This is a genomic window from Streptomyces sp. KLMMK (genome assembly GCF_036961605.1).
GTDB classification, from domain to species: domain Bacteria; phylum Actinomycetota; class Actinomycetes; order Streptomycetales; family Streptomycetaceae; genus Streptomyces; species Streptomyces telluris.
The window spans coordinates 33,591-53,400 of the sequence record NZ_JBAMDC010000020.1; the positions used below are offsets into that span (position 1 = coordinate 33,591).

Sequence of the window (19,810 nt, forward strand, 5' to 3'; positions counted from 1 at the left end):
GGCCAAGCGCGCTTCACCGACGCCTCGCCCGGCGGCGGCAGTCCGTAGGAGAAATCCGCGGCGCCACGGCGTACAGCCTGATGTGTACGCCCGCGACGCAACCCGCCGAGACCCGCCCTGGCTGACAATGGGCCCCTGAGGAGGTGACCCCACCATCGTGCCGACACCGCTGCGCAACCACCTCATCACCAGGTCCCAGAACCCCGCCGACCTGCTCAACGCCACCACCCGCCTGTTCGGCGGCTCCATCGCCACATCGCCCCTGGACGAACTGCGCGGTGGCGACCACGAACTGCGCGGCATCGCCGCACGCGACTTCGCGGTGGGCTACTTCGCCTCACCACTCGATGTAAGCGTCACCTCGGCCCAGGGCCGCAACCGCGGCTCCTACTTCATCAACGTCGGCCTCTCCGGAGCCATCACGGCATCGCGCGGCGACCTGCAGGCAACCCTCGACGAAGCGACGGCCGGAGTCGCCAACCCCGGAGACACCCAGGAACTGCGGCCCCTGCCCGGCCGCAGGACACGGTTCCTGGGCCTGCGGATCGACGCCGCCCTGGTCGACCAGGAATTCGCCACGCTGACCGGACATCCGCCGGTGTCCACCGTGCGCTTCGATTTCGCCCTCGACCTGGCCGACCCCAAGGGCCGGACGGTGCAGCTGCTGATCCGTTCCCTCCTCGAACAGCTGGACTCACCGGACCCCCTGTTCCAGCACGCGGAGTTGCAGCGCAGCCAGCTGCGTTGCCTCGTCACTGCCCTGCTCCTGGCCCAGCCGCACTCACACACCAGCGAGCTCCACGACAATCCGCAACCCGGTTACCCGCCCCACTTACGGGCAGCCCTCGCGTTCGTCGAAGCGAACCTCGCCGAGCACATCACCCTCGACGGCATCGCCGGTGCCGCAGGCTGCAGCCCGCGGACCCTCACCTCCGTATTCCGCGACCGGCTCGGCCTCCCGCCCATGTCGTACGTCCGCAACCTGCGACTCGACCGGATCCGGGAAGACATCCTCGCCTCCAGCGACCCCATCGGCACGATCGCCTACCGGTGGGGCATCTCCCACCTCGGCCGCTTCGCCGGCGACTACCGCGACCGCTTCGCCGAACTGCCCTCCGACACCGCAACCCGCAGATAACCCAGCGTCCTTCCTCCCCAGTCTGCCGGCCTGTCCGTCTGCCTGCCTGTCTGCCTGCCCGTCACCGCATGACCCCGGAGCCAACAGCCGAGGCCGAGCGCGGCGGGCAGGACGACCCGTCGGCGAGGCCGATCCCCACTCCGGCCCACCGACGAGCGGGACACTCGCCCGCTCCCAAGCTCCGGCCGGGGGCGAAATCCCTCCACAGAGAGCTCGGTGATTGTCGGCGGCTGCCAATCCCCGCCTCCGCCGCCCTCGGCAGCGTCCCGGGCAGCCGGGCTGAGCCGCTGCCGCGGAGCGGAGTGAGTGGGTTCTGCACAACTGCGTCGACAGTTCCTGGCCGGTCACGCCCCCTCCCCTCCTGCCAGCCTGCCCTGAGCTCAGCTCCCCCAAGGACGGTCGGCCACGGATTCGAGTGACGCCCCGGCCCAGCCGCCCACCCCGTGGCGCCCTCATACCGCCACTACGCAGGAGCCTACGGGTCGTTCGGGAGCGGTCCGACGGTAGCCGGGGACGGAGTCGAAGACGTCGGCGAGGCAGAACCTCGGGAGCCTTGCAGCGCAGAGCCCCTGACGCGACCCGATAAAGTGTTCGACGTTCGTGGCGGCATGCGCGTGACCCACGGAACGCAGGGAACGCACGCGTCACGGGGAGAGAGTAAGTGAGCGGGTCCAGAACGACATACGGCAACGGTGCGGCCCCCAGCGGTGCGCTGAAGGTGTTCTTCCGCTCCTGGGCAGGTCGCGCGCATACCCCCACGGCCGATCGCGTAGAGGACAAGCTCATCGTCGGGATGCAGCTCGCGCGTACGATACTCGGCCTGGCCGCCGCCGTCTGGCTGGTCGCGGCCTATCCGCTGAGCGGTGGCGGGCAGAAATTCGTCCTCGGCAAGCTCCTCGAACTGGCCTTCTCCTGCGGCATCCTGGCGGTGGGAAGCATCATCGGCATCACCGCCTTCCTCGTCGCGAGCACCCCTGACAGGCGGCGTGACTTCGCCGGGCGCCTGCGCGGGCCGATCTCGGCCGCCCTCCTGCTGGCCGCGGGCCCCCTCTGCATCTGGCTGTCCGTCGAGACCCTCAAGGGTGACCTCATCGACGGGGAGGACCTGAAGGACATCTTCTCCACTGTCACCGGCCCCGGAATCATCTGCACCGTGCTGGCCTTCCTGACCCTGGCCATCGGCTGGCTCGCGGCCCTCGCCGTACTCCTCGGCTCGAGCGTCTACACACTCCTGGCCACCTACCTCTGCGTCTTCACATGCTTCCTGGCCAGGGACGTGCACCAACTGCTCCCGGCGCTCATCTCACCGCTGCTGGTCTGGTCGCTCTTCGCATTCCAGATGTTCAACGGTCCCGACGTCGCCGCGCCACCGGAAGTGCTCTACACGTTCATGCTCGGCGGCCCCCTGTCCGTGACCGCGCTCTCGGTCTGGGAGGTGCGCCGCCTGCGCATCCGCCACGGGATCACCCTGCGCGCCGCGCTGGGCCACTGAACACCCGGTCGCCGCCACAACGACTCGGCCGGGCGGGCGGGCGTACGGGGTCGGTCGCCTCTTCAACGCTGCCTTCTGCCCGGAAATCAACCAGCCCGCCGGGCCGTTACTCTCGGATGAACGACCGGTTCACTGGGCGCCGCTCCCGACGGATCCACCACCGACGGCGACGTGCCTCACTCGATGCGCGTGGTGTGGTGACTGCCGACGCACTCCTCAGCCTCCCACGGTAGGACGCATTAGGGGCGCCGCATCGCATCTACCGCGCCTACGTCGTCGACCGGAGTGCCTGCACCTCGTCCGTAAGCTCCACGAGGCGCTCCTGCCCGACTGCGGGCACCTGGAAGCCCGCTGCACGGGCCCGGCCTACGAACTCGTCCGGCAGAGCAAGGTGATACGTGGTGCTGCCCACGGAGCCAGGGGTTGCCGGCCAGGTCTCTTCGTGGAAACCGAGGACCTTCATCGGGCAGTTCCTTTCGCTGGGTCAGTGGAGGCGCGGCAGGCGAGGCTGACGTCGATATCGCGCCGGCGCCGACGCACACCGGAGCACAGGATCAGACGAATGCCGCCTTCCGGATACTCCCGGGTAAAGCTATGCCCAGGACCTGGGGGATGATCAGCGTGTGAGCTTCTCCGTACATGCCAAGCGCGTCCGTGACCGCAGTCTCCCTCTCGTCCGCCGCCACCGTGCCCTGCGGGACGTTGTGGGGCTCTACTGCCCGCTCGGCTTCCACGGCACCTGGGCCCACCTCGGCACGGCGGGGGACCTGCGCAACGACGAAGGGGCGCTGCTGCGCGCTCTGGAGATACTGGAGGCCAGCCGGGCAGTATGGATTCGGGAGACCGAGGCGTTCGCTGAGCACCGACGCGGGGAGAAGGCCCGGCACCGGCGCACCCCGCCACGGGCGCAGGTGCGTTACGTGTACGGGCCCCGGTGGCCCGGCCCCCAGGGCAGGGCCGTGATGCTCGGAGAGGTCGGGCGGCTGTGGACCGAATTCGCCCGGGCACCGTTTCCCGACATGCCGCGCGAGGACAAGAGCGTCCTGGCCGAGCTGGACACGTGGCTGGCCGGGTGCATCTCGACGTACCTCTCAAACGACGGGAGCCTCGACGCTCACCGTCGACGCGTTGTCACCGAGGGGGTGCCTCAACTGCGCCGGCATCTGTCCCAGCTGAGCTACCCGTCGAACTTTCCCGAGGCGTGCAGATACTTCCATACCCTGCTCAAGATGACCGAATTGGTCGCCAACAGCCTCGAGGGAGACTTCCAGGTTTTTGCAGTCAAATCCTGGGTTACGAACCCCTGAAAAGCATTTCAGCCTACCCGCGGCTTCCCAGCTGATCCATTTCATTAAATTTCAAAGGTAGTGCTGGCCGGTGCGGTCGCCGGAGGCGGGACATCACCCCCGGCGTCCGGTCAGCGGGTGGCGAGGAGTTCGAGCGTGTCGATCACGCGGTTCGAGAAGCCCCACTCGTTGTCGTACCACGCGACCACCTTGACATGGCGGCCTTCGACGCGGGTGAGGGCCGAGTCGAAGATCGACGAGGCGGGATTGCCCGTGATGTCGGACGACACGAGCGGGTCGTCCGAGTACTCGAGGACGCCGGCGAGCGGCCCCTCCGCTGCGGCGCGGTACGCCGCCAGCACGTCGTCGCGCGTCACGTCGCGGGCGACGGTCGTGTTGAGTTCGACGATCGAGCCCACCGGCACCGGCACACGGATCGAGTCGCCCGACAGCTTGCCGTCGAGGTTCGGCAGCACCAGGCCGATCGCCTTGGCGGCGCCGGTCGTGGTCGGCACGATGTTGACGCCGGCGGCCCGGGCGCGACGGGCGTCGCGGTGCGGACCGTCCTGCAGGTTCTGCTCCTGCGTGTAGGCGTGCACCGTCGTCATGAACCCGTGCTCGATACCGGCGAGTTCGTCGAGGACCGCGGCCAGCGGCGCGAGCGCGTTGGTGGTGCAGGAGGCGTTCGAGACGATCGTGTGCACGGCCGGGTCGTAGGCGTCGGTGTTGACCCCGAACGCGAGCGTGACGTCGGCGCCGTCCGACGGCGCGCTGACGAGTACCTTCTTCGCGCCCGCGTCGAGGTGGGCCCGGGCGGCCTTGGCCGAGGTGAAGCGGCCGGTGGCTTCCAGGACGACGTCGATACCGAGTTCGGCCCACGGCAGCTGAGCCGGTTCGCGCTCGGCCAGCACCCTGATCCGGCGGCCGTCGACGACGAGAGCGTCCCCGTCGACGGTCACCGGGCGCCCCAGCCGGCCGGCCGTGCTGTCGTAGGCGAGCAGCCGGGCGAGAGTGGCGGGCTCCGTCAGGTCGTTGACGGCGACGACCTCGAGGGCGCTGTCGCGCTCCAGCAGTGCGCGCAGCACATTGCGTCCGATGCGGCCGAATCCGTTGATGGCGATGCGAGTCATGAGTGATGTCCCTTCCCTTCGCCACCATGCTCGTCCGCGGCCGGCGCCGCTGACAGTGGCGGTATCGCCACGGTTCAAAAGGATCTCGCCACGCGGTGCCGGGCGTGTTATTCGCCCCGGGTGAAGGTGCGCCGGTACTCGCTCGGTGTGGTGCCGAGGATGCGCTGGAAGTGCAGGCGCAGGTTCGCGCCGGTGCCGAGCCCGATGTCGGCGGCGATCTGTTCGACGCCGCGCTGCGAACGCTCGAGCAGTTCGCGGGCCAGGTCGATGCGGGCGCGCATCACCCACTGCATCGGCGTGTAGCCGGTCTCCTCGACGAAGCGCCGGGAGAACGTGCGCGGCGAGACTCCCGCCTGCCGCGCCAGTGTGTCGAGGGTGAGGGGCTCGCCGAGCCGGTGCAGCGCCCACTCGCGGGTGGCGGCGAACCGCTCGCCGAGCGGTTCGGGGACGCTGCGCGGCACGTACTGGGCCTGGCCGCCGCTGCGATAGGGCGCCGCAACCAGACGCCGGGCCGCATGGTTGGACGCGGCCACTCCCATGTCGCCGCGCAGGATGTGCAGGCACAAGTCGATGCCGGAGGCGGCGCCGGCCGAGGTGAGCACGCTGCCCTCGTCGACGAACAGCACGTTCTCGTCGACCTGGACGAGCGGATGCCTGGCCACGAGTGCCCGCGTGTAGTGCCAGTGCGTCGTGGCGCGCCTGCCGTCGAGCAGACCCGTGGCGGCGAGCGCGAAGGCGCCCGTCGAGATGGCGGCGAGCCGCGCGCCCCGGTCGTGAGCGGCGATCAGCGCTTCGACGACAGCCTGCGGCGGGTCGTCGCGGTCCGGGAACCGGTAGCCGGGGACGAAGACGATGTCGGCCCACGCAAGTGCGTCGAGGCCGTGGGCGACGTAGTACGCGAGGCCGTCGCCGCCGGCCACGGGACCGGGTGTCGCCCCGCACACCCGCACTTCGTACGGCATGCTCGCGCGGGTCGGGAAAACCTGCGCAGGAATTCCGACATCGAGCGGCTTCGCACCCTCGAGTACAAGGACGGCGACACGATGCAGGCGGGGTGCAGACACGGGAAGAGATTACGTGCGTTGGACGCTGGTCGGACTCCCGCTGCCGCGGGCTGCGGCCCTGCCGCTGACGGTCGGCGCCCCCAACCACGCCCGGTACAGCCGGCATCGACCCGGCCCGGGCAGCGATGGAGGGGGCGCAGCAACAATCGGCGGTCTACCGCCGGCCAAGCGGCAGCAACCGCGGACGGGCGGCACGTTGCTGGACATGACGCTGCCGGCGCCATTCGCCAAGTCCTCTGTTGTGACGCTCGTCGACGCCGTGTCCTTCAGTGCCGGAACCCGTGCCGGCTGTCTGCGAGCGCGCTGCGCGGAGGCCTCCTCCCCCGCTGCGGCTTGAGCCCACGAGCCCGGCCCCAGGGTCTCGGCTACGGCTTGGGCAGCAGGTCGGTGCGGTGTTGTTCGAGGTCGGTGACACCGTCGATGCCTGCCTTGACCGTGTACAGGTGCACCCCGCCGGGGCTCTTCTCCTCGGACAGAATGCCGCTGTGTGCGATGAAGCCATAGCTGTTGCCCGTGTAGATGCCCTTGATCCAGCCGTCCACCGTCCCGGCGGCGTCGAAGGGTTCGCCCTCTGCTCGGAAGGTCCAGTGGGTCCGGTACCAGGCGTCCAACTGCTCCGGGGCGGCCAAGTAGTTCCCGGCGCCCGTGTCCCGGGGATCGGCGACGAGGTCCTCAGGCCGGTCATCCCCGGTGGTCAGCGCGATGAGGCCCGGTCGAGCCGGCCTCGGATGACGAGGAGCCGGTGTCCCCCGACCCCGGCCATCCGCGGGCACAGGGGCACTGTCAGCGGGGGCGTCTACGGTTCTGCCATGCCAAACTCCTACACGGCCCTGTGGACCAACGATCTCTGCCGAGAGCTTGAGCGATCCGGGTACGCCGGACAGCGCCTGACGATGCTGTTCGGCGGTCCGCACCAGTCGCTCCCGAGCTTCCAGCGTGCAGGTGTTCAGCCCGGTGACACGATCTATCCCGTCCGGGCTTTCCGCACACGTCTCCACGTCCTGGGAGCGATGGAAGTGTCGCGGATCATCCCGTACGAGCATGCCGGGTCGGAGCTCCATGATGACGACTACACGAAGCTTCTGGACTGGCGGCTGCTGAAGGCCGGCTGTGTGACGGAAGTGCTTCTCGGGCCGCCAGGCTCTCCCCTGACTTTCAGTGCAGTCGTCCCTGCCGACGTCCTGGAGCGTCTGACCTTCACCTCGCGCCGGGGCGAGCGCAAGCTCAAGCATGTTGATGAAGGACGACTCATGAGGTCGGCGAGCCTCCAGGGCATCTACCGGCTCGCCGCTGACTCCGCAGCTGAGCTCCAAAGGGTCGTCCTGGAGCACAGCCAGTGATCACTCCGCCCAGCCTTTGCGACGTGCGACGTCCGCCACGCTCTCGTCTACCGGGCTGCGTCCGGTCATAGCTGACTGCCACGAGCGCCTCCAGTGCCTCGGTCGGCGTCGGCACACTGCAAATCGCCCACCAGGGCGCCGAGACCGCCGCCACCCGGACCAGGCAGGTCAGCGCTGCCCCCAGGGTCCTTGTGATGGTCAAGGAGCGGAGCGGACGGCCGGGTAGGCTCGCCCGCTATGGATCAGCAGCACATGTACCCAGCACCACCAGCCACCGCACCAACCACGGACCTCCCCTCAGCCACTGACGCGAGGACTGGTGTGCACCGACCTCGACGTCGTATACCCAAGCCGCAGCTCGGCAGGGTCCTCGACGACAAGGGCCTGCTGGTCGGCCTGCTGCTGCTTCCCTTTCTGGCGGCCGTTGCGTTCATCGCCCAGTTCCTGGAGCTGCTCTACTACCTCTGCCTGCTGGTCTACGGAATCGCCATGAGCCCCTTCTGGTCCGTCCGCGCACTGTGGCGGGCCTTCGGGCCGGCCGTGACACCGGAGGAACTGGGCCGTCGGGCGGAAGCACGAAAGACGGTGAAGACGACCGCCGGCTGCCTGGCCTGGATCGTGGGCCTCGTCATCGTGGTGCTCGGCGTGATGGTGGCGATCGGGCTGAACATGGACAAGTAAGACCCTGGAGGCAGGATGGGTCCGGCTGGCGTGAGGAGGCTGCAGCCCTGGCCTTCTCACAGGGCATTTCCCTACATCCGTTCCTGTGGTCCGAGGAGGCCCATGGCGATCTCGCGGCGACGAGCCGACGCCCTGTGCCGATGGGCGAGGTCATCGGAATCGCAGCGGACTTCGCCCAGCAGGTGGGGCCGTCTGATCCCGGGTTCCTCGGCGACGTGTGACCGGGTTCCCGCCGCGGCGATGACACCCACGGGTCCCGGCGAACAGCACGCGCCACTATGGTGGAACGATGGCGTCGATCAAGCAGTTCCAAGTCACCTTCGACTGCGCAGAACCTGAGCGCGTCGCTCGTTTCTGGTGCGAGGTGTTGGGGTACGTCGTACCGCCGCCACCGGAGGGGTTTGCCACCTGGGACGATTTCAATCGCGCACTGCCGCCTGAACGTCAGGGTTCAGCGTTCGCATGCATCGATCCCTCAGGTGTGGGCCCGCGACTGTTCTTCCAGCACGTTCCCGAAGGCAAAGTCGTCAAGAATCGGCTGCACCTCGACGTGCGGGTCGGCACCGGGCTCGTGGGTGAAGAGCGCCTCGCCGCACTTGAGGCCGAATGCGCACGGCTGGTCGCGCTCGGCGCTGTACGCGTACGGCTACTGCTTGCCGATGAGTACGACGAGTCGTGCCTCGTGATGCAGGACATCGAGGGCAACGAGTTCTGTCTCGACTGAGCGACCGCGAAGGTGTCCTCATCCTGGCCCCTGGTCCCTGGCCCTGTCCCCATGGGCCAAGACGAGGAATCGCCCCCGACCTATCGGGGCACTGTGGTACAGATCGTCGAATCAGGTGCTCGGGACAGGCGAGCCGTCCGCCCGGTTCGACCGGTTCAACCGGTTGCGACAAGCTCGATCAGACAGGTCCGGTGTTCCACGCCTCGCTGAATCCGATCCGGCATCGATGCCTCAAGGGTCAAAGACCAGCTGCAAAGGCCCGGTGCGGTCAGAACGAGACGTCGAAATAGTCGATATTCGTGAACGCGACTTCAAGGTCGCCGGCGCGGCGACCGCCGTCCTTGAAGTACACCTCTTGCAGTCCCTCGGCGACGATCTCGCGCAACCGCTGGTCGCCTGCTCCTTGCTGCTTGGCGTCGAAGAGGCGCTGCGCATAGGCCGGGGGAAGGTGGACGGTCAGGCGGCGGAAGCGGCCGTCGTCGGTCGTGCCGATCGGTGCGGTGTAGCCGAACTGCGCCCGGGTCTCGACCGTGATGCCGGTGGCGGTGGCGGCCTTGCGGCGGCGCCGTTTGCGGACCTGCGGCTGCCAGCGGGCGCGGACGGCCGCGTCCATGCGGTCGACGATGGGCTTCGGCGGATTCTTGCGCTCGCCGGTGCGGTAGCGCTCCACCGACCGCTGGGTGACCCCGAGCTCCCGGGCGACGGCCTTGGTCGTCTTGAGCTGCCTGATCAGGAAATTCACGCGAGCCTGGACGGATTTGGGCGGCTCGCGGGTGAACGCCTCCTGGTCGGCGCGCTCGATGGCCTCATCGATGTCTCCCACGGCCTACTCCCCCTCGTCCAGCGATGCGTCGTGGCCGTCGCCCTTGATGTGGCGGGCCGGGTTGAAGCCCTGCTCCATCAGGTCGACCGCCCAGGACATCTCCTGCACGCCCTCCACCTTCGCCAGACCCGGGGTCGGCCCGAGGCGGAACGCGCCGGGCTGCGGCTTGCCGGAGGCGCTGTACGGCAGGAAGTCCAGCGGCGAGCGGCCCGGGCTGGGGTAGACGACGCAGTCGGACAGCACGGCCAGCGGATACAAGCCCGTCATCCGGGCCATGTTGAGCAGCTTGCGGTGCATGTTGACCCGCGCCTTGGAGATGACGGCGGCGCGGATGTCCGGGCGCCAGGTCGGACGCTCCAAGGCCGGCCACCTCTCGCCTTCCCTGTAGTGACGGCCCTGCGGGCGCTCGCGCAGCTTGCCCACGCCGCCCTTGATCGTGGCCTTGATGGCGGAGAGGACGGCTACCAGGCCCGGGTCGTTCTGCTTGTGCCGCTCCATCGCGGCCAGGAACGCTTGGTCGTCCAGGTCCTTGGTGACGCCGAGATCGGCGAGGGTGTCGATGTAGGCGGTCTTGAGGCGGTCGTGCCAGGGGTCGAGGTAGGCGCCGGTCTCCCGCCGCAGGTACGCCTCGATCGGGGCGACGTTGCAGCCGAGCTCCTGGGCGTAGGCGACGGTGTGCGTCTGGTACCAGGCCGGGCCCGTCGGTCGTTCCCCGGTCGGCGTGAACGGGCTGGGCAGGCGGGGGTCCAGCTCGATGCGGGACAGGTCCACCAGCCAGGATCCGGGGATCTTCGGATTGAAGGGCGGGTTCACGAAGTGCTCGGGGCCGGACAGGCCCACGGTGAGCCGGGCGGCCGCGGCGAGGAAGGCCGTGTTCAGGTCCAGGCCGACCGCGAACGGCAGCAGGCACTCCTCATCCGAGAGCAGATCGATGTTGCGCACCCACTGGTACGCCTCCTCGTCCAGGAAGCCACCGGTCCAGCCGCTGCCCACGACCACGGGGTGCTCGGGGGTGGCCTCCGGCGGCGCCGGGTCCACCGGCTCGGTCCCGAGACTGCCGGGGTTGTGGCCCGCGACCCAGTTGCCGGTGCTGCGGTCCTGCACGGCCCGGGTCGGTGGGCGCAGTGCTGTCATGAGTTCCAGCCCGGAGACGGCTGTGCTGCCGCGCGGGGTGATGACCCGGTTTGCGTAGATGCCGAGGGCGTGGGCGATGTCGGCCGCTTCCCTCTGTGTGATGCCCGGCCACGATCGGGTGTCGAGTGCGTCCCAGGAGAGGATGGCGAGCTGTACGCACTGGCGCTGCCCGGCCTGGGCGGGGCGGTAGATCCGGGCCCAGGGACCGAACCCGCGCTGGGTGAGCTTCCACTTCGCCCGGGTGATCTGCCTGACCACGGGATGCTCGTCGTCCAGGCGCAGGGAGCGGCGCTGCTCAGGGCCCTCCAGCCGCTCCGGGAGCCCGAGTTTCACCGCGGCGGCCGCAGTGAGAACGATCAGCGGGTCGGCATCCTTGCCGTTGCGGTGCAGGCGCGGGGCCCCGAGACCCGACTCGGCCAGTGCCCACTCCACCAACTGCGGGACAGTGGACGCCGGGCAGTCCAGCACGAGGCCGTCCACACCGTAGGCGCGACCGTCGCCGTCCAGGACAGCGAGGGGACCGTGCGGGAAGCGCGGGTCAGTGCCGGCGGCCTGGGCAGCAGGCTTTCTCACCGGACGGCGCGACGTCTCCGGGCGGGCGGTGGCCGGGCGTTCCGGTTCCGGCGCGGGCGGGGTGACGGGGGTGATACCGGTGCCGCTCCCGTTGCCGTTGCCGTTGCCGGGAGACTGTGGTGCTGTCTCGGTCTCGGGGGTAGCGGGGGTAGCGGGAGTAGCAGGGGTAGCCGGGGCGGTGGACGTCCCGGGGACCGGCCGCGGGTTCGGCGCCGCCGCCGGGGCAGGCACAGAGGCAGGGGTTGAGGTCGGGGTGGTGCCGTGCTTCGGGTACTTCTCCGCCCAGCCCTGAAGCAGCCGCTGGTACGCCTCCAGGCGCGGCGGCTTCGGCTCGCTCCGGCCGTTCTCCCAGTTCTTCACCGTCTGCGTCGTCGACCGCAAAGCCTGCGCAAGGCGGGCCTGGGTGATACCGGCGGCCTCGCGCAGCCGGGCCCGCTCCGCCGGGGGCGGCAGCTGCGGCTCCTCCGCCAGCAGGGCGTCGACGGACGCGAACAGCTCTTCCTCGGTTGCCATGTCCCTCCATCCTCCACCCCGGACCCTATCAACCTTTACCCTCACCACGGGGAATGGATTTAACCTTCACATTAACCCTTTCGAGGGACCGCGCATCGCCGTCCGGGCCCCGGTCCCGGTCCCGGTCCCGGTCGCCACGCACAAGCGAGGTGCACGGACTTGCCCTGTCTCCGTGTCCGGACAGTACCGGCAGCCGGACAGCCCCGGAGACCCCAGACATCCGAACCGACGCCGCTCCGAAACAGAGCAGCCGCGGCGGAACTACGCACATAGAGCTCAGCGTCCATCCCTGGCATACAAGATCACGGATGGCGACGGAGACCCGGACCATGACCAACACAGCCGCTCGATTCCTCTACCTCGCTCGGCACGGTGAAGCGTCTGCGGATGAGACGACCCTGACGGAACGCGGCCGGCGCCAAGCCGTTCTGCTCGGCGAACGACTCCGGAACACCCCGCTTTCGGCTGTGCACCACGGGCCACTGCCCCGGGCGCAGCAGACGGCCCGGCTGATCAGCACACAGCTTGACGCCGTCCCCCTGCACCAGTCGGAACCGGCCGGCGACTACATCCCCTACCTGCCTACGGAGACGGAGCTGCCGCCGGATTCAGCCGACGCCATGCTCAGCTTCCTCGCTCAGGTTCCGGAAGAGGAGCGTAACCGTGGTCCAGCGCTGGCCCGGGAAGCACTCGCAGAATTCACCGGTCCGGTCGACGGGGATCGCCCCCGCCATGAACTGGTCGTCACACACAACTTTCTCATCGGCTGGCTGATCCGAGCCGCCCTCGACGCGCCCGAGTGGCGCTGGATGGGTCTCAACCACGGCAACGCAGCTCTGACGGTCATCCGCTACGCACCCGGCAAGCCGTCCTCCGTGCTGTTCTACAACGACATGCGGCACCTACCCGCAGAACTACGCTGGACCGGCTTCCCGCCCGAACTCCACATCTGATCGCGGGACCCTCCCCCGCAACAGGCAACCGTGGCCGACCACGCCAGTGGGCATCCGCAGGTCCCGCAGTTGCCTGCCTCAAGGGGTCGCGCACGTAGAATCGATTGCGCTTGTTCTGCTGCCGCATGCTGGGCATGATCGGCTCATGACCGCCATACCCAACCATCAAGTCCGTTTAACGTTCACCGATTTCGTGCTCGACCCGGCGGACCCGGATGTCATGCGCAAGGTCGTGGAACTCAGGGCAGACGTACTGACCTTCGCAGAAGGCGCGGTCACGCTCTGGCTCGAGGGAACCGAGGTCGGCACCTTCCCGGTCGGTTACCTCAGTGCAGTTGAGCTTCCCTCGGCCTCCCCACCGGATTCTCGCGCCTATGCGGTCGAGGAGATCAGGAAGCAATACGGGAACGCCTATCAGCGCTGGTCGGAGGAGGACGAAAAACTCCTCCTGGAAAGACGTGCCGCCGGCGACAGCATCGAGGCTCTCGCTGAGCGGTTCGCGCGACAGCCGAGCGCGATCCGGTCACGGCTGGACAAGCTCGGAGTGGAGGAGACATCAGTGAACCACTCCTCGGCGATCAACCCGCCGTTCTGAAACAAGGAACAGCGCCACAGCGCGAGCGAGCTCCCCGTCATCCGGAGGCCACCCCCGCGCCCGCGGGGGTAGTCCGGCCAGGCCGACGGCAGGCACGACCGGGACCGGCTGGGACCGGCTGGGGGGGGCGTGATGTGTGCTCAAGGTTGGCGACGGGCAGCAAGACGGAACTGGCCAGTCGGCCAACGCTGCGTAGCCGCACGAACGCACCAAGCCGTAACCGGCCCCCCTAATCCCCCCTAAACGATGCTCCTACGCCATGGAGTTGGACGTTCTTCCTATGCAGCCATATGGAACATACGTACCGTCGCCTCCATGACCGCCGCCCCAAACGGCCTCGCCGATCGTCGTACCTGGACGGGGCTCTTCGTCCTCCTGCTTCCCACCCTGGTCCTTTCGATGGACATGGGTGTGCTGTTCTTCGCCGTGCCGTTCATCAGCAGCGACCTGCAGCCCAGCGGCACCCAGCAGCTGTGGATCATGGACAGCTACTCGTTCCTGCTGGCCGGGCTGCTGATCCCGATGGGGGCCTTCGGAGACCGCATCGGCCGCCGACGGCTCCTGCTCTACGGCGCGGCCGGGTTCGCCGCGGCCTCCCTGCTGGGCGCGTACTCCCACGGGGTTACCCAGCTGATCGCGGCCCGCGCGCTGCTGGGCATCACCGGCGCCACCCTGATGCCCTCCACGCTCGCGCTGATCCGCAACATGTTCCACGACCCCAGGCAACGGCAGACCGCCATCACCGCCTGGACCGCCGCGAGCACCGCCGGTGCCACACTGGGGCCGGTGGCCGGCGGGCTGCTGCTGAACCACTTCTGGTGGGGATCGACATTCCTGCTCTCCATACCGGTCATGGCGCTGCTGCTGCTCGCGGGCCCGTTCCTGCTCCCCGAGTACCGCGCCCCCCGCGACGGCCGCTTCGACCTGCTGGGCGCCGGGCTCTCGCTGGCGACGGTCCTGCCCGTCGTCTACGGCGTCAAGACGCTGGCGATCGAGGGCTGGAGCCCGGCTCCGGCGCTGATCCTGGTCGCCGGCCTGGTGCTGGGTGCCCTCTTCGTCCGGCGCCAGCGTACGGCGGCACATCCGCTCATCGACCTGGGCCTCTTCAGGATCAGGACCTTCAGCGGTGCGCTCACCGTCAATACGGTCGCCATGTTCGCCATGATGGGTTTCACCCTCTTCACCTCGCAGTACCTGCAACTGATCAAGGGCATGAGCCCGCTCGCGGCGTCGCTCTGGTCTCTGGTGCCGAGTGCCGGGGTGGGGGTGGCGGTCGGCCTGTCCTCGGTGCTCTCCGGCAGGGTCCGCCCTGCCCATCAGATGGCCGGCGGACTGCTGGTGGGTGCGCTCGGCTTCGGGCTGATGACCCTGGTGGGACCCGGCTCCCCGGTGGCGCTGGTGCTCACCGCGGCCGGTGTGCTGTGCGCGGGCACGGTCGGGACCATGACGCTCACCGCCGACCTGGCGATCTCGGCTGCTCCGGCCGAGCGGGCCGGTGCCGCCGCCGCGACCTCGGAGACCGCCACCGAGCTGGGCAGTTCGCTGGGGATCGCCGTGCTCGGCGCGGTCGGCGCGGCGGTCTACAGGTCGCAGTTGACCGGCTCGATGCCGTCCGGACTGCCGAGGGAGGCGGCGGACGCCGCGCGTGACACGCTCGGCGGCGCGGTCGCCGTGGCAGCACGGCTGCCGGACCTGGCCCGCAACGAGCTGGCCGCCGCCTCCCGGGCGGCGTTCGCGGACGGGATGCATCTGGCGGCGCTGGCCGGCCTGGTCTTCATGGTCGGCGCGGCACTGCTGGGGGGTCGCCTGATGCGCCACCTCCCGGCAAGCGCCCCTCCCCCGTCCCTGGAGGCGAAGCCGGACCGGGCTGAGGCCGACGCCCAGGACGTCGTCGGCTCTCCGTCCGCCGACGGTTGCTCATCCGAGGTCCCGGTCATTGACGCCGCGCCGAACGACACCCCGGCCACGGCCGCCGCCAGCACCGGCGCCGGGCCCCGGGAGGCCACTGTCCTGGCGGCCGCGCCCGCGCAGGGCCGGAGCAGCCATCGGAGCAGCGATCGGAGCAACGGCCGGAGCGCCGGCCAGAGCTGACGGCTCGCACCGGGGCGGACGGGCGGCCTTCCCGGTCAGAGGGGTGGCCACCGAGCTCAGCCGAAGAACCAGGGCAGCCATTCCGCGGCAGGGCCCGGCCCACTGCCCAGCCCGCCCCGCACCATGCGCGGTGAACCGCGCCGAAATCCCGGCCGCACCACCGGTGCGGAACTCGCCGGGCGGAGAGCCCGCCGGAAAGCCGGCGACTCCCACGGCGAGAGTCGATGTAACGCCACAACGATTGCGATCAATCTTGAGAAATCAACGCAACAGCGGCTCCGCATCCGGGCCGCTCGACGTCACCGCTCACACCGGCCCCGCCGGCTCCCGGCCCTACACCCGCGCCGTATCCCCTATGGAATGGGTGTTCCTGGGCATGAGACCGGGGCACTGCGTGGTCCACGTGGTGGAGGGCAACGGCGACCTGCCTGCCGAAGCCCTCGCCAAGGCGGTGGCCGTCGCCGCCGCGGCATCGCCCGGGATGCGGCTGATGCGCCGGGGCCGCCGCTGGGTGGACAGCGGAACACCTCCCACCGTCACCGTGGCTGCCGGTACGCCCGACGACCATGACCGTACGCCTGGCGACCACGACCGCCTCGGCGCGCCCTACCTGCACCGCACGCTGGACGGCTCCGGTGCCACCTGCGAAGTGGTACTGATACCCGGAACGCCTTCCACCGTGGTGTTCCGCGCCTTCCACGGCGTCACCGACGGGCGCGGCCTCCTGCTCTGGGCCGCGGACGTGTTCCGGGCGCTGCGCGGCGAGGATCCGCTCGGCGCGCCGTCCCGGCTCAACGACGAGGAGCTGATCGAGCAGATCGTCCGGCCCGGCGGCCCGCCGACGGCCCTGCCCACCCCCAAGATGGAGTGGCCGTCGCTGCTCGGCCGCCGTCCGGCTGCCTCACCCGGCCTGCTCTGGCGCCGCCGCACCGTGGACGGCCGCCACCCGGCGGCGACGGCCAGGATCGCCGCGGTGCTGGCCGGCACGTACGGGTCCGGGCGCGGACGGTTCTTCGTACCGGTGGACCTGCGTCGCCACCTCCCGGAACCGCGCTCCACCGCCTCACTCGTCCGCGCGCTGCGGCTGGACGTCAGCGATGGTGACACCTGGCAGGAGGTACACCAGCGGATACTCACCGCCCTGGCCGAAAACGCCGAACTGGCCCCGCCGTTCGCCAAATCGACGCTGCGCATGCCACTGCCGCTGCTGCGGGCCGTCAACACCGGGATCGACCACTTCGCGACCCGGAAGAACCGTTACAACAGCCTGGCCTACCTCTCCCACATGGGCAGCGTCGACCTGGCCGACTACTGTGCCGGGGAGTTCCACGCCCGCACGGTCTACACGCTGGGCACCACCAGCCCCGGCAGCCCCCTGGAGGTCAACCTGGTGGAAACCGGCGGGCACACGGAGCTGACCGTGGCCTGGCATGACGGCCCCGGCATGGCGGAGCGCGCGGACGCCGTGCTGGACACCATCGAGGAGGCCCTGTCCCCTGGAAAGTACCGGCAGTGGGAGGGCAACCGCACCGAACGCCCGCTGCCGTCCGACCGCTCGGTCGTCGAACTCTTCCGTGCGCAGGTCGAGCGCACGCCGGACCGCATCGCGGTCAGCGGCCCCGAAGGCGACGTAAGTTACCGGGAGTTGAGCATCCGTGCGGATTCCGTCGCCGCCGAACTGCGCCGTCAAGGCGTCGGCTCCGGCAGCGTGGTGGGACTGCTGGCGGGCCGCACCGTGGCCGCACTGGCCGGGCTGTGGGGCGTGCTCCGAGCAGGGGCGTGCTACCTCCCGCTGGACGTCCGGCACCCGGACGCCCGCCTCACCGACCTGCTGGACGACGCCGACGTCACCTTCTGCCTGGTGGAACGACCCTATGACCAGCGCGAATGTGTCCGATCAGGCCGCAAGGCGCTGATTCTGGACGACCTCGTGGTGAGCGATCCCGATCCCGGCCCCTATCCCGGCCTCGATCCGGATCCCGATCCGGACCCCGATCCCGCTTCCGGGCCCCACGAGGACGCTGCCGTCAGTCCCGAGGACCTGGCCTACGTCATCTACACCTCGGGCTCCACCGGCCGGCCGAAGGGTGTGCAGATCGAGCACCGGAACCTGCTCAACTACGTCCACTGGGCGACCCGCGCGTTCGACGTGGACACGGACACCCGGATGCCCCTGCTCACCTCACCCTCCTTCGACGTCTCGGGTACGTCCGTCTTCCTGCCGCTGCTGGCCGGCGGTCGCGTGGTGCTGATGCCGGACGACCCCAACCACCTCTCGCTGCGCGAGCTGTTGCAGCACTCGGGCGCCAACACTCTGAACCTCACTCCGGCCCACCTCGACCTGATCGGACGGCTCGACCTGTCGCCCACCGGATACCGGACGGTGGTCGTGGTCGGTGAGCAGCTGCGGGTGGAAGTGGCCGCACGGGCCCAGGAGATGTTCGGGCCGGAGTGCCGCATCATCAACCTCTACGGTCCGACCGAGGCCACCATCGGGTGCACCGCCCACACCTTCGACCCCGAAGTGGACGGCGCGGGCTCCGTGGTACCGATCGGGCTCCCCGCGGACAACACGACCGTGTTCCTGCTGGACTCCGAGCGCCGGTTCGTCGCCCCCGGCGAGACCGGCGAGATGTACCTCGGCGGGGCGCAGCTCGCCCGTGGCTACCTGGGCCGCCCCGATCTCGACCGGGAGCGGTTCGTCCACCTCGCCGACGAGAGCCGCGTCTACCGCACCGGCGACCTCGCCCGGATCCTGCCGTCGGGCGAGATCGAGTACGTGGGACGCATCGACGACCAGGTCAAGGTACGCGGGCACCGCGTGGAGCCCGCCGAGGTGGCCCAGGCCCTGGAGCAGCACCCCGCGGTGGAACGGGCCGTCGTGGTCACCAGGGCGCGGCCCGGCCACCCGGGCAAAGCCCTGTACGGCTACGTACTGACCGCCTCCCCCGTGACGGAAGCGGAGCTGGCCGGGCACCTGGCCGAATTGCTGCCCTCCTACATGATCCCGGCCGCCACCATGGCGGTGCCGCAACTGCCCTACACAGTGAGCGGCAAGGTGGACACGAAGGCACTGCCGGACCCGTTCGACGGCGAGTCGGCCAATTCGGACAGGCGCGGGGCCGAAGCGACGGATCCGATGGACGCGACGGATCCAGTCGAGGAAGCGGTGGCGGACATCTGGGCCCGCACCCTCGGGGTGGAACGCTCCCGGCTGGACGCCCAGGCCGACTTCCACCGCTTGGGCGGGGATTCGCTCTCGCTGCTCGCCATGGCCGGGGCCGTCTGCCAAGAGTTGCTGGCCCCGGAACAGGAAAAGGCATTCGTCGCGCAACTGACCCGTATCGCGGGCGAGCCGACCCTGGAACAGGTGGCAGCCCTGACCCGCGAGGCACTCGGCTGCCCCTGACATCGCACACCCGCTCGGTCTCATTTCACCCTGCGCTGTCCCCGACCGGTTCCGCCTCCGGACCCCGTGACATCGCCATACCCTGGCGGTCCGGATGACCTCGGCGGCACGACACGAAAAGGATGAAACCTCGTGAACACCGCAACTCGCTCTCGGCTCCGTGAAGCTGTCATCGCAGCGGCCTGCCTCGCACCCCTCACGGTGATCGGCCTGGCGGCTCCCGGCCACGCCACCGCTCAGGACGGGCCCGCGCAGGCCTCCCCCGCCTCACGGGCGTCCGTCGGCGCCGAGCACGCCTCGGACGGGTACTCCCTGGCGTTCACCAAGAACCGCAACCACCCGGACCACTCGACCCTCGCCCTGGTTCACAACGGCATCCCGGTCAAGACCTGGCGCGCCGGATCCGGCCTGGGGGTCACGGACGACTGCCGCAGCAACAAGGGATGGCTGCCCGACGGCACCTATCAGGTGACGGGGCACCAGACCCACCGCGACAGCAAGATCAAGGGCTACGCCATTCAGCTCTCCGACAAGAAGTGTCATCCCGGGCCGGGTAAGGAGGCCGTCACCCGCAGTGCCCTGTTCATCCACAGTGAGATGACCAAGGGCGGCGGCCGCGGCTCCACCGAGTCCACCCGGTGGGACGGCGACGGCGACTACAGGTCCAACGGCTGCGTCAAGCTGCACCCCGACCACATCAAGGACCTGTTCTCCCGCCTGGAGAACCACTGGCCCAACCTGACACTGCAGGTCAGCTGACACACAGAGCTGAGTCTCCGGCTGCTGGGTCTCACCGGAGACCAGGGGCGGCAGCAGCGCGGAGGACGTGCCGGACAGGCCCGGGGAACCGGACGGCCACTCCTT

Annotated in this window: 18 protein-coding genes; 12 read left to right on the top strand and 6 right to left on the bottom strand. The window is 69.5% G+C overall.

Features of this window, described 5'->3' with window-relative positions; all coding sequences use genetic code 11:
• Positions 1–157 precede the first annotated feature (157 nt).
• Complete coding sequence (locus V7793_RS06445; protein ID WP_335581930.1) at positions 158–1,138, top strand: helix-turn-helix transcriptional regulator; 981 nt, start codon at positions 158–160, stop codon at positions 1,136–1,138.
• Positions 1,139–1,799: 661 nt separating this feature from the next.
• Positions 1,800–2,630, top strand: coding sequence for a hypothetical protein (locus tag V7793_RS06450; RefSeq protein WP_335581931.1), 831 nt, complete (start codon positions 1,800–1,802; stop codon positions 2,628–2,630).
• A gap of 268 nt (positions 2,631–2,898) precedes the next feature.
• Here V7793_RS06450 and V7793_RS06455 read toward each other — a convergent pair whose 3' ends face one another.
• Positions 2,899–3,093 (bottom strand): hypothetical protein, encoded by a 195-nt coding sequence (locus V7793_RS06455; protein ID WP_335581932.1) that lies wholly within the window; start codon positions 3,091–3,093, stop codon positions 2,899–2,901.
• Between the two features lie 160 nt (positions 3,094–3,253).
• Here V7793_RS06455 and V7793_RS06460 point away from each other — a divergent pair, with 160 nt between their 5' ends.
• Entirely contained in the window at positions 3,254–3,937 is a 684-nt protein-coding gene (locus V7793_RS06460) for a hypothetical protein (RefSeq protein WP_335581933.1), read from the top strand.
• Positions 3,938–4,047: 110 nt separating this feature from the next.
• Here V7793_RS06460 and gap read toward each other — a convergent pair whose 3' ends face one another.
• The 3 genes from gap to V7793_RS06475 all read right to left on the bottom strand — a co-directional run bounded on the left by gap (position 4,048) and on the right by V7793_RS06475 (position 6,739).
• Positions 4,048–5,046, bottom strand: coding sequence for a type I glyceraldehyde-3-phosphate dehydrogenase (gene gap / locus V7793_RS06465; RefSeq protein WP_335581934.1), 999 nt, complete (start codon positions 5,044–5,046; stop codon positions 4,048–4,050).
• A 107-nt stretch (positions 5,047–5,153) separates the two neighbouring features.
• Positions 5,154–6,110: a GlxA family transcriptional regulator gene (locus tag V7793_RS06470; RefSeq protein WP_335581935.1), complete on the bottom strand. Its 957-nt coding sequence runs from the start codon at positions 6,108–6,110 to the stop codon at positions 5,154–5,156.
• Positions 6,111–6,475: 365 nt separating this feature from the next.
• The gene (locus tag V7793_RS06475; RefSeq protein WP_335581936.1) at positions 6,476–6,739 is read right to left on the bottom strand and encodes a hypothetical protein; all 264 of its coding nucleotides are present in this window, start codon (positions 6,737–6,739) and stop codon (positions 6,476–6,478) included.
• 180 nt (positions 6,740–6,919) lie between these two features.
• On the opposite strand from V7793_RS06475, the gene V7793_RS06480 reads away from it, so the two are divergent.
• The 4 genes from V7793_RS06480 (at position 6,920) to V7793_RS06495 (ending at position 8,855) form a co-directional block, all read left to right on the top strand.
• On the top strand, positions 6,920–7,450 hold the full coding sequence (locus V7793_RS06480; RefSeq protein ID WP_335581937.1) for a hypothetical protein: 531 nt from the start codon (positions 6,920–6,922) through the stop codon (positions 7,448–7,450).
• 321 nt (positions 7,451–7,771) lie between these two features.
• Positions 7,772–8,131: a hypothetical protein gene (locus V7793_RS06485; protein ID WP_335581938.1), complete on the top strand. Its 360-nt coding sequence runs from the start codon at positions 7,772–7,774 to the stop codon at positions 8,129–8,131.
• Positions 8,062–8,352, top strand: coding sequence for a DUF2625 family protein (locus tag V7793_RS06490; RefSeq protein ID WP_335581947.1), 291 nt, complete (start codon positions 8,062–8,064; stop codon positions 8,350–8,352). The genes V7793_RS06485 and V7793_RS06490 overlap by 70 nt, the downstream gene beginning before the upstream one ends.
• A 68-nt stretch (positions 8,353–8,420) precedes the next feature.
• The gene (locus tag V7793_RS06495) at positions 8,421–8,855 is read left to right on the top strand and encodes a VOC family protein (RefSeq protein WP_335581939.1); all 435 of its coding nucleotides are present in this window, start codon (positions 8,421–8,423) and stop codon (positions 8,853–8,855) included.
• A 268-nt stretch (positions 8,856–9,123) separates the two neighbouring features.
• On the opposite strand, the gene tpg is transcribed toward V7793_RS06495, so the two are convergent.
• Positions 9,124–9,678 (bottom strand): telomere-protecting terminal protein Tpg, encoded by a 555-nt coding sequence (gene tpg / locus V7793_RS06500; protein ID WP_335581940.1) that lies wholly within the window; start codon positions 9,676–9,678, stop codon positions 9,124–9,126.
• Positions 9,679–9,681: 3 nt separating this feature from the next.
• Positions 9,682–11,898 (bottom strand): telomere-associated protein Tap, encoded by a 2,217-nt coding sequence (gene tap, locus V7793_RS06505; RefSeq protein ID WP_335581941.1) that lies wholly within the window; start codon positions 11,896–11,898, stop codon positions 9,682–9,684.
• A gap of 329 nt (positions 11,899–12,227) precedes the next feature.
• Here tap and V7793_RS06510 point away from each other — a divergent pair, with 329 nt between their 5' ends.
• The 5 genes from V7793_RS06510 to V7793_RS06530 all read left to right on the top strand — a co-directional run bounded on the left by V7793_RS06510 (position 12,228) and on the right by V7793_RS06530 (position 19,705).
• On the top strand, positions 12,228–12,851 hold the full coding sequence (locus tag V7793_RS06510; RefSeq protein ID WP_335581942.1) for a histidine phosphatase family protein: 624 nt from the start codon (positions 12,228–12,230) through the stop codon (positions 12,849–12,851).
• Positions 12,852–12,996: 145 nt separating this feature from the next.
• Positions 12,997–13,446: a hypothetical protein gene (locus tag V7793_RS06515; protein ID WP_335581943.1), complete on the top strand. Its 450-nt coding sequence runs from the start codon at positions 12,997–12,999 to the stop codon at positions 13,444–13,446.
• Positions 13,447–13,761: 315 nt separating this feature from the next.
• Entirely contained in the window at positions 13,762–15,537 is a 1,776-nt protein-coding gene (locus V7793_RS06520) for an MFS transporter (RefSeq protein WP_335581944.1), read from the top strand.
• 355 nt (positions 15,538–15,892) lie between these two features.
• Positions 15,893–18,946, top strand: coding sequence for a non-ribosomal peptide synthetase (locus V7793_RS06525; RefSeq protein WP_335581945.1), 3,054 nt, complete (start codon positions 15,893–15,895; stop codon positions 18,944–18,946).
• Between the two features lie 132 nt (positions 18,947–19,078).
• Complete coding sequence (locus V7793_RS06530) at positions 19,079–19,705, top strand: L,D-transpeptidase (RefSeq protein ID WP_335581946.1); 627 nt, start codon at positions 19,079–19,081, stop codon at positions 19,703–19,705.
• The last annotated feature ends 105 nt before the right edge of the window (positions 19,706–19,810 follow it).